Origin of the sequence: Frigoribacterium sp. SL97 (genome assembly GCF_026625765.1) — a bacterium.
Classification (GTDB): domain Bacteria; phylum Actinomycetota; class Actinomycetes; order Actinomycetales; family Microbacteriaceae; genus Frigoribacterium.
The window spans coordinates 2,043,387-2,057,322 of the sequence record NZ_CP113062.1; the positions used below are offsets into that span (position 1 = coordinate 2,043,387).

Sequence of the window (13,936 nt, forward strand, 5' to 3'; positions counted from 1 at the left end):
AGCGGAGACATGACCACAGCGACACCAGACGAGGCCGCACCAGACGCGGCGGCGGCCGACGCGGCAGCACCCCACGGCTCCGAGCCGCGCGACACCCGCCCCCGGGTCTCCGTCCGACCCGTCGTCGAGACCGCCGACTCGCAGCACGGCGAGGTGACCGTCATCGACGACCGCGAGGGGTACCTGGCCGCCGTCGAGGCGATCCGCGCCGGGACCGGGCCGGTCTCGATCGACGCCGAGCGCGCCTCCGGCTATCGCTACTCGCAGCGGGCCTACCTCATCCAGGTGTTCCGACGCGGCTCGGGGGTGTTCCTCCTCGACCCACCCGCCATCGGCTCGTTCGCCGAACTGCAAGCCGTCATCGGCGACGAGGAGTGGGTGCTCCACGCCGCCAGCCAGGACCTCGCGTGCCTGCGCGAGGTCGGCCTCGATCCGAGCCGCATCTTCGACACCGAACTGGGTGCGCGCCTCGCCGGGCTCCCCAAGGTCGGGCTCGGAGCCGTCGTCGAACAGCTCCTGGGCGTCCACCTCGCGAAAGAACACAGTGCCGCCGACTGGTCGACGCGACCGTTGCCGCAGAGCTGGCTCGTCTACGCCGCTCTCGACGTCGAGCTGCTCGTCGACCTCCGGGACGCCATGGAGGCGGTCCTCGCGGACGCGGGCAAGCTCGAGATCGCGCGCCAGGAGTTCGACGCGACCCTGAGGCGGGAGGCAAAGCCCGCGAAGGTCGACCCGTGGCGTCGACTGACCGGGCTGCACAGCCTGCGCGGGTCCCGGTCCCTCGCCGTGGCTCGTGAACTCTGGCAGGCGCGGGACGACTACGCGCGCGAGATCGACACGGCCCCGGGCCGTCTCGTCCCGGACTCCTCGCTCCTGGCCGCCACGAAGGCGATGCCCACCGACAAACGGTCCCTCGCCGGCATCAAGGAGTTCGTCGGCCGGGCCAGTCGCAGTGAGCTGGACCGCTGGTTCGCGGCGATCGAACGCGGCCGTGAGACGACGGACCTGCCCTCGCACCGGGGGCCGGCGAGCGACACCCTCCCCCCGCCCCGATCGTGGGCGGACAAGAACCCGCTGGCCGACGCGCGCTACAAGGCCGTCCGCCCCAAGGTGACCGAGATCGCCGAGGGGCTCGACCTGCCGGTCGAGAACCTGCTCACACCCGAGACCCTGCGCCGGCTGTCCTGGGACCCGCCCATCCCCTTCGACGCACCGACCATCGCGGCCGCACTCGTCGAGCTCGGTGCGCGGACCTGGCAGGTCGAGGCCGTGGCCGAGGCGGTCGCCGAGGCCTTTGTCGATGCCCACCAAGAGCCCGAGGCGACGGGCGACGGCGCTTCGTAGGATTGCTCGAACGATTCTCGGGCCCCCGGCGTCGTCCCTAAGATCAGGACCAGATCCTGACACTGGAGGCACTGTGGCCGAGAGCAACGATGTCGTGTTCGTCGACGGGGTACGCACCCCGTTCGGTCGGGCCGGCGACAAAGGCATGTACTGGCAGACCCGCGCCGACGACCTGGTCGTCAAGGCGATGAAGGGTCTGCTCGAACGCAACCCGTCCCTGCCGCCCGAACGCATCGACGACGTCGCCATCGCGGCGACCACGCAACAGGGCGATCAAGGCCTCACCCTCGGACGCACGACGGCGCTCCTCGCGGGTCTCCCCCAGTCCGTGCCCGGGTACGCCATCGACCGGATGTGCGCCGGTGCCATGACGAGCGTGACGAGCGTCGCCGGCGGCATCGCCTTCGGCGCGTACGACGTCGCGCTCGCCGGCGGAGTCGAGCACATGGGGCGTCACCCCATGGGGTTCGCCGCCGACCCCAATCCGCGCTTCGCCGCCGAGAAGCTCGTCAGCGGCGAGGCCCTGAACATGGGCAACACCGCGGAGCGCATCCACGACCGGTTCCCCCAGCTCACCAAGGAACGCTCCGACCGGTACGCCCTGCGATCGCAACAGAAGCTCGCAGCGGCCTACGACGCCGGCCAGATCCAACCCGACCTCGTCCCGGTGGCCATCAAGACGGACCAGGGCTGGGGGCTCGCCACCCGAGACGAGGCGCCTCGACCCGAGACCACGATGGAGGGTCTTGCCGGGCTACGCACTCCCTTCCGGCCGCACGGCCGCGTCACGGCGGGCAACTCGTCGGGTCTCAACGACGGGGCGACGGTCAGCCTGATGGCGTCGGGTGCCGCCGCGAAGGAACTCGGGCTCACCCCCAAGATGCGTCTCGTCAGCTTCGCCTTCGCCGGCGTCGAGCCCGAGATCATGGGCATCGGTCCCGTGCCGTCCACCGAGAAGGCCCTCCGCAAGGCGGGGCTGTCGATCGACGACATCGGCCTCTTCGAACTGAACGAGGCGTTCGCGGTGCAGGTCCTCTCCCTGCTCGACCACTTCGGCATCGACGACGACGACCCGCGCGTGAACCCCTGGGGCGGGGCCATCGCCGTCGGTCACCCCCTCGCGTCCTCGGGCGTGAGGCTGATGATCCAGCTCGCCCGCCAGTTCGAGCAGCACCCCGAGGTGCGGTACGGCCTCACGGCCATGTGCATCGGCCTCGGTCAGGGCGGCAGCGTCATCTGGGAGAACCCCCACTACTCGAAGAAGGCGGCACGCGCATGAGCACGGCGACCGAACAACTGACCGAGCTGTCGGCCGACGAGGTCGTCACGCACTCTTACGTCCGCGACGTGCCGTTGCCCTCTGGCGGCGTCATGGCCCTCATCACCCTCGACAACGGCCGCGACCACACCCGGCCGAGCACGCTGGGGCCCGCGACGCTGCACGAGTTCGGCGCGACCCTCGACGCCGTCCGCAGCCGCGCCTCCTCGGGTGAGATCGCGGCGATCGCCGTCACGGGCAAGCCGTACTTCCTGGCGGCGGGTGCCGACCTCAGCAAGGTGAGCGCCATCCCCAGCCGCGAGGTCGCCTGCGAGCTCGCCCGGCTCGGCCACGCCGTGCTCGGCAAGCTGCACGACGCCCCGGTGCCCACGTTCGTCTTCGTCAACGGGCTCGCCCTGGGCGGTGGCGTCGAGATCGGGCTGCACGCCGACTACCGGACGGTCGACTCCTCGGCCGCCGCCATCGCCCTGCCGGAGGTCTTCCTCGGCATCATCCCCGGGTGGGGTGGCGCCTGGTTGTTGCCGAACCTGATCGGCATCGAGAACGCCCTCAAGGTCGTCATCGAGAACCCCTTGAAGAACAACCGCACCCTGAAGCCCGCCCAGGCGCTTGAACTCGGCATCGTCGACGCGATGTTCGGCCCCGCGTCCTTCCTCGAGGACAGCATCCGGTGGGCCGACGGGGTGCTGACCGGCCGCGTCGGCGTCAAGCGGCCGAACGTTCCGGGCAGGCTCGAGCGTGCCGTCAAGTGGGACGTCGCGATCTCGGTGGCGCGCAAGTCGCTCGAGTCGAAGATCGGCACCGTCGCGAAGTCGCCCTACGCCGCTCTCGACCTGCTGAAGGCCGCGAAGAACACCGACCGGACGACCGGCTTCGCGGCCGAGGACGAAGCGCTGGCCGACCTCGTGGCAGGCGACCAGTTCCACGCCAGCATGTACGCCTTCGATCTCGTCCAGAAGCGGGCCAAGAAGCCCGCCGGTGCGCCCTCCCCCGACCTCGCCCGGAAGATCGGCAAGGTGGGCATCGTCGGCGCCGGACTCATGGCGAGCCAGTTCGCGCTGCTCTTCGTGCGCCGTCTGCGCGTCCCGGTCGTCATCACCGACCTCGACCAGGCTCGGGTCGACGCGGCACTCGCCCGCATCAGAGGCGAGATCGACGAGTTGCAGGGCGGGGGTCGGATCTCGCGGGACGAGTCCAACCGCCTCAAGGCACTCATCACGGGCACGACCGATCTCGCCGACTTCGCCGACGCCGACTGGGTCATCGAGGCCGTGTTCGAAGAGCTGTCGGTCAAGCAGGAGGTGTTCGCGAACGTCGAGGCCGTCGTCTCGGACACCACGGTGCTGGCGACCAACACGTCGTCGCTCAGTGTCGAGCAGATCGGGGCGCGCCTCGCTCATCCCGAGCGACTGGTCGGATTCCACTTCTTCAACCCGGTCGCGGTGATGCCCCTCGTCGAGGTCGTCAAGACCCCGGCGACCGACGACGAGACGCTGAGCACGGCGATGGTGACGGCGAAGGCCCTGCGGAAGAACGCCGTCATCACGGCCGACACCCCGGGGTTCGTGGTCAACCGCATCTTGGCCAAGCTGCTGGGCGAGGCCATGCACGCCGTCGAGACGGGGACGCCGTTCGAGGTCGTCGATCGGGCGACGGCGCCGTTCGGCCTCCCGATGACGCCGTTCGAGTTGCTCGAGCTGGTGGGACTGACCGTCGGGGCGCACGTCCTGGACACCCACCATGCCGCCTTCCCCGACCGGTTCTTCGCCAGTGACGGACTGCACCGCCTGGCCGAGCACGGCACGATCTTCGAACGCGACTCGAAGGGCCGTCGCAAGGGATTCGACAAGAAGGCCGTCGCCCTCGCCGCCGGACCGGGAACGGCCCTGACCGACGACGAGTTGCGCGTCCGCATCGAGGACGGTCTCGCCGACGAGGTCGGGCGCATGCTCGACGACCACGTCGTGGCCGCGGCCGAGGACGTCGACCTCTGCCTGATCCTCGGCGCCGGGTACCCGTTCCAGATGGGCGGGGTCACGCCGTACCTCGACCGGGTCGGTGCCTCACGTCGGGTGCGGGGACGCGACTTCCACGAACCCGCGATCCGCGGCGTCGAGTAGACCACCCACGCCGAACGCCCCGTCTCGAGAGGGACGGGGCGTTCGACGTCTGTCGTGTGGCGTGACACCGCACCGGGGCTCAGTCGTGCCGGGCATCCTCGTGCCGAGACGCGGCAGCGGTCTCGTCCAGTGGCCTCGCCACCGGGATTCGGCTGCCGAGCACCTGGGCGACGACGTCGCGAGCGATGTGCTGCGGCGTGAGGCCGGCCTCGTCGAGGATCTCGGCCCGGGACCCGTGTTCGAGGAACTCGTCGGGCAGTCCCAACTCGGTCACGGCCGTGTCGACGCCTGCGCCACGGAGGTCCTGTCGCACACGGGTGCCGATCCCGCCCACCCGCACGCCGTCCTCGATCGTGATGACGAGCCGGTGGGCCGCCGCCAGCTCGATGATGCTGGCCGGGACGGGGACGACCCATCGAGGATCGACGACCGTGGCACCGATGCCCTGGGCCTCCAGTCGTTCGGCGACCTCGAGTCCGATGCCGGCCATCGGGCCGACGCAGACGATGAGGACGTCGTCACGGCCGGTGCGTCGCAGCACCTCGACACCGTCCTCGAGTCGTTCGACGGCGTCGTGCTCGACGCCGACGGCGCCTTTCGAGAACCGGATGACGGTGGGAGCGTCGTCGACCGCCACGGCCTCCCGGAGCTCTTCGCGGAGTCGCGTCGCGTCACGAGGGGCGGCCAGACGGATGTGCGGCACGATCTGCAGGAGGGCGAGGTCCCACATTCCGTGGTGGCTCGGGCCGTCCGGTCCGGTCACACCGGCGCGGTCCAGGACGAAGGTGACACCGGCCCGGTGGAGGGCGACGTCCATCAGCACCTGGTCGAAGGCTCGGTTCACGAAGGTGGCGTACAGCGCGACGACGGGGTGCAGTCCACCGAACGCGAGACCCGCGGCACTCGTGACCGCGTGCTGTTCGGCGATGCCGACGTCGAAGACCCGCTTCGGGAACCGTTCGGCGAGCTTGTGCAGGCCCACCGGACGCAGCATCGCCGCCGTGATGCCGACGACCTTCTCGTCGTGCTCGGCGATGTCGACGATCTCGTCGGCGAAGACCGACGTCCACGACGGCGAGGTGGCCGCCTCGAGGGGTTCGCCCGTCTCGGGGTCGATCTGCCCGACCGCGTGGAACTGGTCGGCGACGTCGGCGCGCGCCGGATCGAATCCCCGGCCCTTCTCGGTGATGGCGTGCACGATCACGGGCGCCCCGTAGTTCTTCGCCTGGAGCAGCGCTTCTTCCATGGCGACCTGGTCGTGACCGTCGACCGGCCCGATGTACTTGATGTCCAGGTTCGAGTAGAGGGCCTCGTTGTTCGTGAACCGGCTCAGGAAGCCGTGCAGACCACCCCGGACGCCGCGGTAGACCGCACGACCCGGATGTCCGAGTCGGTCGAAGACGGCCCTGCTGCCGACGTGGAGCTCGCGGTAGGCCTGGCGGGTGCGGACCGTGTTGAGGAAACGGGCCATTCCTCCGATCGTCGGGGCGTAGGACCGGCCGTTGTCGTTGACCACGATGGTGAGGCGGCGGTCGTTGTCGTCGCTGATGTTGTTCAGGGCCTCCCACGTCATGCCCCCGGTCAACGCGCCGTCGCCCACGACGGCTACCACGTGCCGATCGTCCCGGCCCGTCAGTTGGAAGGCCCGGGAGATGCCGTCGGCCCACGAGAGCGAACTCGAGGCGTGTGAGCTCTCGACGATGTCGTGCTCGGACTCGGACCGCTGAGGGTATCCGGCGAGACCGCCCCGGAGCCGGAGCCCCGAGAAGTCCTGGCGACCGGTGAGGAGCTTGTGGACGTACGACTGGTGGCCGGTGTCGAAGACGAAGGCGTCGTGCGGCGAGTGGAACACCCGGTGCATGGCCAACGTCAACTCGACGACGCCGAGGTTCGGCCCGAGGTGGCCCCCGGTCTTCGACACTTCGGTCACGAGGAACCGGCGGATGTCGGCGGCCAGTTCGACCATCTGTTCGTTCGTCAGGCGGTCGAGGTCACGAGGCCCCGTGATCGTCTGCAGCAGGCTCATGCTGGCCTTCCCTCTCGGCCCTCTCGGGCATCACGCAAGTCTAGGCACGCGACCGGCGAGAACGCCGTGCGACCCCCGGACGACGCGGGCGATCGTCCGGGGGCCTGGTCACTGCGGGGTCCGTCGCTCAGACCAGGCTGCGCAGGACGTACTGCAGGATGCCACCGTTGCGGTAGTAGTCGGCCTCGCCGGGGGTGTCGATGCGTACGACGGCGTCGAACTCGACCGGCTGCTTGCCCGCGGGCGAATGGGTGGTGGGGGTCGCCGTGACGTGGACCGTCTTCGGCGTCGTGCCCTCGTTGAGCTGCTCGATGCCGACGATGTCGATCTGCTCCGTGCCGTCGAGACCGAGCGACTCCCAGCTCTCGCCCTGCGGGAACTGCAGGGGAACCACTCCCATGCCGATCAGGTTCGACCGGTGAATGCGTTCGAAGCTCTCGGTGATGACCGCCTTGACCCCGAGCAGGCTCGTGCCCTTCGCGGCCCAGTCCCGGGACGAGCCCGAGCCGTACTCCTTGCCGCCCAGGATGACCAAGGGCGTGCCCTGCTCCTGGTAGCGGGCACTGGCGTCGTAGATGAACGACTGCGGCCCCTCGGCCTGGGTGAAGTCGCGGGTGTAGCCACCCTCGACCCCGTCCAGCAACTGGTTCTTGAGGCGGATGTTCGCGAACGTGCCCCGGATCATGACCTCGTGGTTGCCTCGACGGGACCCGTACGAGTTGAAGTCCTTGCGGTCCACGCCGTGCTCGTCGAGGTAGTGGCCGGCCGGGCTGTCGACCTTGATCGACCCGGCGGGGCTGATGTGGTCGGTCGTGACCGAGTCGCCGAGCTTGGCCAGCACGCGGGCGCCCTGGATGTCGGTCACCGGCGTGGTCTCGATCGTCATGCCCTCGAAGTACGGAGGTTTGCGCACGTAGGTCGACTCGGAGTCCCACTCGAAGGTGGCGCCCGTCGGGGTCGGCAGGGAGCGCCAGCGCTCGTCGCCGTCGAACACCCCGGCGTACTCGTGGGTGAACATCCCCGTGTCGATGGACGAGTCGATCGTCTGCTGCACCTCGGCCGCGTCGGGCCAGATGTCGCGGAGGTAGACGTCGGAGCCGTCGTCGGCGGTGCCCAGGGCGTCGTTCTCGAAGTCGAAGTTCATCGACCCGGCGAGGGCGTACGCGATGACGAGCGGCGGGCTGGCGAGGTAGTTCATCTTGACGTCGGGGTTGATGCGACCCTCGAAGTTGCGGTTGCCCGACAGGACGGCCGTGACGGCGAGGTCGTTGTCCTGCACCGCCGTCGAGATCTCGTCGAGCAGCGGGCCCGAGTTGCCGATGCAGGTCGTGCAGCCGTAGCCGACGGTGTAGAAACCGAGGTCCTCGAGATAGGTGGTCAGGCCGGCCTTCTCGTAGTAGTCCGTGACGACCTTCGACCCGGGCGCGAGGGTCGTCTTGACCCACGGCTTGGCCTTGAGCCCCTTCTTGCTGGCGTTGCGGGCGAGCAGGCCCGCGGCGAGCATGACGGAGGGGTTCGACGTGTTCGTGCACGACGTGATGGCAGCGATGGCCACGGCGCCGTGGTCGAGCGTGAACGTCGAGCCGTCGCCGAGTGCCACGGAGGTGGGCTTGGAGACCTTGGCCGGTGCGTGCGACGTGTGCGAGATCGAGTGCGGCTGGGCGTCGTCGTCGTCCTCGGCCGTGAAGCCGATCGGGTCGGAGGCCGGGAACGTGCCCTCTACCGCGGCGTCGACGTGCGAGTGGTCCGTCGTGGCGTAGTTCTCGAGGTCGACCTCGAACTGCGACTTGGCCTCGGTGAGCTCGATGCGGTCCTGCGGACGCTTCGGCCCGGCGATGGACGGGACGACCGTCCCGAGGTCGAGCTCGAGGTACTCGCTGAACACGGGTTCGGTCGAGGGGTCGTGCCACAGGCCCTGCAGCTTGGAGTACTGCTCGACGAGGTCGATCTGCTCCTCGGAGCGCCCGGTCAGACGCAGGTAGTCGAGGGTCACGTCGTCGATCGGGAAGATCGCCGCCGTCGAACCGAACTCGGGGCTCATGTTGCCGATGGTCGCCCGGTTGGCCAGGGGCACCTCGGCGACGCCTTCGCCGTAGAACTCGACGAACTTGCCGACGACGCCGTGCCGGCGCAGCTGCTGCGTGATGGTGAGCACCACGTCGGTCGCCGTCACGCCGGTCGGGATCGAGCCGGAGAGCTTGAAGCCGACGACCTTGGGGATCAACATCGACACGGGCTGACCGAGCATCGCGGCCTCGGCCTCGATGCCCCCGACGCCCCAGCCGAGCACGCCCAGGCCGTTGACCATCGTCGTGTGCGAGTCGGTGCCGACGAGGGTGTCGGGGTACGCCTGCAGCACTCCGCCGACCTCGCGGCTGTAGGTGACCCGCGCCAGGTACTCGATGTTGACCTGGTGGACGATGCCGGTGCCCGGCGGGACGACCTTGAAGTCGTCGAAGGCCGTCTGCCCCCAACGGAGGAACTGGTACCGCTCGCCGTTGCGCTCGTACTCGATCTCGACGTTGCGTTCGAGCGCGTTCTCGGAGCCGAAGAGGTCCGCGATGACGGAGTGGTCGATGACGAGCTCGGCCGGTGCCAGCGGGTTGATCTTGGTCGGGTCTCCGCCGAGCTCGGCGACGGCCTCTCGCATGGTGGCGAGGTCGACGATGCAGGGCACCCCCGTGAAGTCCTGCATGACCACGCGCGCCGGCGTGAACTGGATCTCGGTGTCGGGCTCGGCGGTGGGCTGCCACGAGCCGAGGGCCCGGATCTGGTCACCCGTGACGTTCGCACCGTCCTCGGTGCGGAGCAGGTTCTCGAGCAGGACCTTGAGGCTGAACGGAAGCTTCGAAGAACCCTCGACCGCGTCGATGCGGTAGACCTCGTAGTCGGTGGACCCGACCGTGAGGGTGTTCTTCGAGCCGAAACTGTTGATTGCAGACACGTGCCGTCTCCCTTGCTGACTACGCCCTCATCTTGGCCGGTGCGCGCGACGCCCACCAGCGAGGTCAGCCTAAGTCCGCGGGGTGTCCCCGGGGCCGATCCCAGCGATTTGTCTCGATGTCAAGACAAAACATAGCACCAGGAGGCGCGGGTCAGGCCGAGGGGCCCCGCGCGTCGTCCGCCGCCTCGCGTCCGCGGTAGACCGTCCGCACGAGGAGCCAGGTCACCCAGAGCAACCCCGCGTAGAGCGGCACGCCCATGACGAGCTTGAGCGTCCCGAGAAGAGCGACGTCCCCGGCCAGCCACAGCGGCACCTGGACGGCGAGGCGGGCGGCGAACAGTCCGGCCCACAACCAGGTGGCCAGGACGAGGACGCGTCGTTTCGCCCGGTCCCCCCGCCAGCCCGTGCCGTCGTTCGTGAGGAGTCCGACCACGATGCCGATGAGCGGCCAGCGCACGGCGATGCTGACGAGCATCGCGGCGAGCGACGCGGCGTTGATCAGGAGGCCGGGCACGAAGTTGTTCTCGGCACGGCCGGAGAGCAAGGCGATCCCCGCGGAGAGGGCGATGCCGAAGACGCCCGCGAGGGCCTGGGCGACCGGACCGCGCTGGACCGCGCGCGCGACGACGAACGCCACGGCCAGGACCAGCGGGATGAGGACCGACGGGACGACGTCCTGCGTGATCGTGTAGACGACCACGAAGCCGAGCCCGGGCACGATGGACTCGACGAGCCCCCGCACCCCGCCGATGGCGGTGAGCAGCGCCGACGCCGTCGGGACCTCGCCAGGGGCGACCTGGCCGATGCCGGCCCGTCGGGCGGCGGCCTGCAACTGGGCCGCGAGCGACACCCGGGGGTCGTCGAGCGGCGACGGATCAGCCGGATCGGGCCGGTCGTCGGACGCGGACACGTCGGGTCAGACGACCGAGGGCGTGGTGCCCGGGGCGTCGGTCGGGCCGGCCTTCGGCATCGACAGCGGGATCAGCTCGCGCGGTGGCATCGGGGTCGTCCCGCGGACCACGACGATGCTGCGGAAGAGTTCTTCGATCTTCTCGGCAGCGTCGCCTTCGTGAGCCGCGTCGCCCGCGATCACGCCGCGGAGGAACCAGCGGGGCCCGTCGACGCCGATGAAGCGTGCTCGTCGGGTCGTGCCGGGGTCACCGCCCATCACCGGGATCTCGGCTCGGACCTCGGGACCGAAGGGCCCCTCGACCTCGGCCGTCGTGCCGCCCTGCTTCTCGATCTGCTCGCTGATCTGACCTCGGATCTCGTTCCAGAGTCCGGTCGTGCGCGGCGCCGCGAACGGCTGCACCTGCAGCGTCGACTTGGCGAAGTCGAGACCGACGGCGACGACCCTCTTGCTTCCCTCTTCGACTTCGAGTCGGAGGTGGAGCCCTTCGCGGGGCAGGATCTTGACGCCACCGAGATCGACGTACGGGCGGACGGGGTTGGCCTCGGTCTCGTCCAGCGGGCCCACCTCGGAGCGGTCCGCGGGTGCCGACTTGGAATCGTCGAACACCTCGACCTCGGCGTCGTCGAGGGACTCGATGTCGATCTCGACGTCGGCGACGTCGGCCGACTCGACGTCGATCTCGACTGCGGCCAGTTCTTGCTCGCGGCGTTTGGACTTCCTCACGCGGTGCCTCCTGGGTTGTGTGCGTATCCGGTGGATCCGTGACCGTCGGCCCCTCGGACGCTCTCGGGGAGCGTCGCGACGGGAACGAAGGTCGCGCGGACGACCGGCATGATGACGAGCTGGGCGATCTTGTCACCGACGGCGACGTGGTGCTCGGCCTCGAGGTCGGTGTTGAGCAGCGAGACCTTGATCTCTCCGCGGTACCCCGCGTCGACGGTGCCCGGGGCGTTCACGACGGTGATGCCGTGCTTGGCGGCGAGGCCGCTGCGGGGCATGACGAACGCGGCGAAACCCTCGGGAAGGGCGATGGAGACGCCCGTGCCGACCAGGGCGCGGTGGCCGGGCCTCAGCACGAGGTCCTCGGTCGAGACCAGGTCGGCGCCGGCGTCGCCCGGGTGGGAATACACGGGCACCGACATCGCCTCGGCGGCGATGAGGACGTCGAGGGTCTGGATCACGTGTCGAGGGTAGTGCAGAAGTCTGGTCGAATGGACGTCATGAACCCCTACCGTGAGCGCCTGCTCCCGCCGCTCTCCGTCTTCGTGGCCTGCGCGCTCCTCGTCCCCGCCACCCTCCTGGTCTTCCTGCCGATCAACTCGACGGTCGGCGTGGTGATGGCCGTCGTGTTCTACGCGGCCGCCGTCGTCCTGCTCGTCCTGACCTCGCCCGTGCTGACGATCGACGACGAGGGCTTCACCGCGGGGCGGGCCCGTCTGTTCCCCCACGAGATCGGTGACGCCGAGGGGTTCACCGGCGCCGACGCGACACGAGAAAGAGGGCCCCGGCTCGACGCGCGAGCCTGGACCCTCTTCCGGGGGTGGGTGCGACCGGTGGTCAAGATCTCGTTGACGGACCTCGACGACCCGGCGCCCTACTGGTTGGTGTCGACCCGTCGACCCGACGAGGTCGTGCGACGGTTGGAGGCGCTCAGGCGGCGCACTCCCGGCAGATAGCGCCCAGCTTGGTCTCGTGGTCGAGCTGCGAACGGTGCTTGACCAGGAAGCACTCGACACAGGTGAACTCGTCGACCTGCGGGGGGAGGACGACGACGTCGAGGTCGAGGTCCGAGAGGTCCTGCCCGGCGAGCTCGAACGAGCCCGGGTTGTCGGCGTCGTCGTCGACGACGCCGGTCATCTTGTCGGGGACCCTCTCTTTGAGCCCCTCGATCGACTCCGAGCCGTCGTCGTCGTTCTTGCGAGGTGCGTCGTAGTCGGTGGCCATGCCCATCCAGTTCTTCGGTGATTCGTGTGCCCGATTCGGCGGGTGCAGTTTGCATCACTCGTTGTCGAATAGCAAACCAGTTCCCACGGCCTTTCAGCCGCCTCGGAAGAACTGACGGCACGCCCGTCGTATTCCCGTGAGAACGGCCGCCGACGTGCGACTCTTGGCACCGGATCACGACGGTGAAAGGCGTGGAAAATGCAGGATCTCAGGGTCATCGGCGTCCAGAGCGGAGCTCTGCTCGTCGCCACCGACGCCGGTGGCGAGTACCGCCTTCCCGTCACCCACACCCTCCACTCCCAGCTGAGGGCGGCCAGCCCCGGCGACGCCCCGGTCGAACGGAAGGCACCGCCCCGTGAGATCCAGGCCCTGGTCCGGGCGGGCAAGACCCCTCAGCAGGTGTCCGACCTGACCGGCGCCGACCTCGACTACGTGCACCGGTTCGAAGGGCCGGTCCTCGCCGAGCGCGCCTTCGTGCTCGAAAGCGCCAGGGCCGTCCCGGTGTCCGTCGACGACGACGCGGCGTCCGGTGTTCAGGCGACCACCTTCGGGGCCGTCATCGACGAGCGACTGGACGGTGCCGAGACCTCCCAGCGCGAATGGAGCGCCTACAAGGACGCCGAGCACGGCTGGGTGGTCCACCTGGCCTTCGTCACGCACGAGGTCGAGCGCGACGCGACGTGGCGCTTCGACCCGAAGAAGTCGGTCCTCGCCCCCCTCGGCGGCGACGCCCATCGCCTCTCGCAGCACGGCGAGGACGTCGGTCCACTCGTCCCTCGTCTCCGGGCCGTCTCCCGTGAGCCGCGCCACGACGACACCTCGGGCCGTTTCGACAGCGGCGCCTTCCTGGTCGAGCAGGCCGACGCGGTCGAACTGCCGGCCGAGACCGCGACCGACCGGTTGCGTCCCGGCGTCCGCAGCACCGCCTCCTTCGCCGCCGCCAACCGGGCACCCGACGACGAGAGCGGGCACGACCAGACCGCGGACCTCCTCGAGGCGCTGAGACGCCGACGCGGAGAACGCGAGGCCGCCCGGTTCTCCGACGACGACGGGCGCCCGGACCACCAGGCCACCGGGGCGATCCGCGTGATCGACGTCCCCCTGGACGACTTCGACCTGCCCGAAGGGGCCACCAAACCCACACCCGTGCTGCCCGACCGGTCGACCCGAGGTGACGCCCCGGCGGGCGACGCACCGGTCCAGCCCACGGGCATCCGGGGCAGCCGGGGACGCGCTGGCCGACGCGAGATGCCCAGCGCGGCCCAGTCGACCAAGAAGGCGCGGGGGCGCACCTCGATGCCGAGCTGGGACGAGATCGTCTTCGGAGCGCGTACGGACGACGACCCCGCCTGACCCTCCTGGCCCG

The 13,936-nt window shown here is 69.7% G+C and carries 11 protein-coding genes; 5 read left to right on the forward strand and 6 right to left on the reverse strand.

Going from position 1 to position 13,936, the window contains the following annotated elements:
* The first annotated feature begins 9 nt into the window (after positions 1 to 9).
* The 3 genes from OVA02_RS09760 to OVA02_RS09770 all read left to right on the forward strand — a co-directional run bounded on the left by OVA02_RS09760 (position 10) and on the right by OVA02_RS09770 (position 4,743).
* Entirely contained in the window at positions 10 to 1,344 is a 1,335-nt protein-coding gene (locus OVA02_RS09760) for an HRDC domain-containing protein (RefSeq protein WP_267658082.1), read from the forward strand.
* 73 nt (positions 1,345 to 1,417) lie between these two features.
* Entirely contained in the window at positions 1,418 to 2,623 is a 1,206-nt protein-coding gene (locus tag OVA02_RS09765) for a thiolase family protein (protein WP_123570125.1), read from the forward strand.
* Complete coding sequence (locus OVA02_RS09770; RefSeq protein WP_267658084.1) at positions 2,620 to 4,743, forward strand: 3-hydroxyacyl-CoA dehydrogenase NAD-binding domain-containing protein; 2,124 nt, start codon at positions 2,620 to 2,622, stop codon at positions 4,741 to 4,743. Before OVA02_RS09765 ends, OVA02_RS09770 begins: the two co-directional genes overlap by 4 nt.
* A 79-nt stretch (positions 4,744 to 4,822) precedes the next feature.
* Here OVA02_RS09770 and dxs read toward each other — a convergent pair whose 3' ends face one another.
* From dxs to dut, 5 genes are all read right to left on the reverse strand, one after another.
* Positions 4,823 to 6,769: a 1-deoxy-D-xylulose-5-phosphate synthase gene (gene dxs / locus OVA02_RS09775; RefSeq protein WP_056045446.1), complete on the reverse strand. Its 1,947-nt coding sequence runs from the start codon at positions 6,767 to 6,769 to the stop codon at positions 4,823 to 4,825.
* A gap of 127 nt (positions 6,770 to 6,896) precedes the next feature.
* On the reverse strand, positions 6,897 to 9,713 hold the full coding sequence (gene acnA / locus OVA02_RS09780) for an aconitate hydratase AcnA (RefSeq protein WP_056045449.1): 2,817 nt from the start codon (positions 9,711 to 9,713) through the stop codon (positions 6,897 to 6,899).
* A 151-nt stretch (positions 9,714 to 9,864) separates the two neighbouring features.
* Entirely contained in the window at positions 9,865 to 10,623 is a 759-nt protein-coding gene (locus tag OVA02_RS09785; protein ID WP_056045452.1) for a DUF3159 domain-containing protein, read from the reverse strand.
* A 6-nt stretch (positions 10,624 to 10,629) separates the two neighbouring features.
* The gene (locus tag OVA02_RS09790; protein ID WP_123570779.1) at positions 10,630 to 11,268 is read right to left on the reverse strand and encodes a DUF3710 domain-containing protein; all 639 of its coding nucleotides are present in this window, start codon (positions 11,266 to 11,268) and stop codon (positions 10,630 to 10,632) included.
* A gap of 77 nt (positions 11,269 to 11,345) precedes the next feature.
* Positions 11,346 to 11,807 (reverse strand): dUTP diphosphatase, encoded by a 462-nt coding sequence (gene dut / locus OVA02_RS09795; RefSeq protein WP_200922575.1) that lies wholly within the window; start codon positions 11,805 to 11,807, stop codon positions 11,346 to 11,348.
* A gap of 30 nt (positions 11,808 to 11,837) precedes the next feature.
* Here dut and OVA02_RS09800 point away from each other — a divergent pair, with 30 nt between their 5' ends.
* A complete protein-coding gene (locus OVA02_RS09800; protein ID WP_267658086.1) occupies positions 11,838 to 12,302 on the forward strand; it encodes a DUF3093 domain-containing protein in 465 nt (154 codons plus the stop codon).
* Here OVA02_RS09800 and OVA02_RS09805 read toward each other — a convergent pair.
* On the reverse strand, positions 12,277 to 12,570 hold the full coding sequence (locus OVA02_RS09805) for a DUF4193 domain-containing protein (RefSeq protein WP_043592858.1): 294 nt from the start codon (positions 12,568 to 12,570) through the stop codon (positions 12,277 to 12,279). The two genes, OVA02_RS09800 and OVA02_RS09805, sit on opposite strands and share 26 nt — an antisense overlap.
* 198 nt (positions 12,571 to 12,768) lie before the next feature.
* On the opposite strand from OVA02_RS09805, the gene sepH reads away from it, so the two are divergent.
* Complete coding sequence (gene sepH / locus OVA02_RS09810) at positions 12,769 to 13,923, forward strand: septation protein SepH (RefSeq protein ID WP_056045456.1); 1,155 nt, start codon at positions 12,769 to 12,771, stop codon at positions 13,921 to 13,923.
* Positions 13,924 to 13,936 lie beyond the last annotated feature (13 nt).

Bases quoted from the DNA above. Each gene is read 5' to 3' on its own strand.
- OVA02_RS09760 (WP_267658082.1), top strand. From the start codon at position 10: ATGACCACAGCGACACCAGACGAGGCCGCACCAGACGCGGCGGCGGCC.
- OVA02_RS09770 (WP_267658084.1), top strand. From the start codon at position 2,620: ATGAGCACGGCGACCGAACAACTGACCGAGCTGTCGGCCGACGAGGTC.
- dxs (WP_056045446.1), bottom strand. From the start codon at position 6,769: ATGAGCCTGCTGCAGACGATCACGGGGCCTCGTGACCTCGACCGCCTG.
- OVA02_RS09800 (WP_267658086.1), top strand. From the start codon at position 11,838: ATGGACGTCATGAACCCCTACCGTGAGCGCCTGCTCCCGCCGCTCTCC.
- OVA02_RS09805 (WP_043592858.1), bottom strand. From the start codon at position 12,570: ATGGCCACCGACTACGACGCACCTCGCAAGAACGACGACGACGGCTCG.
- sepH (WP_056045456.1), top strand. From the start codon at position 12,769: ATGCAGGATCTCAGGGTCATCGGCGTCCAGAGCGGAGCTCTGCTCGTC.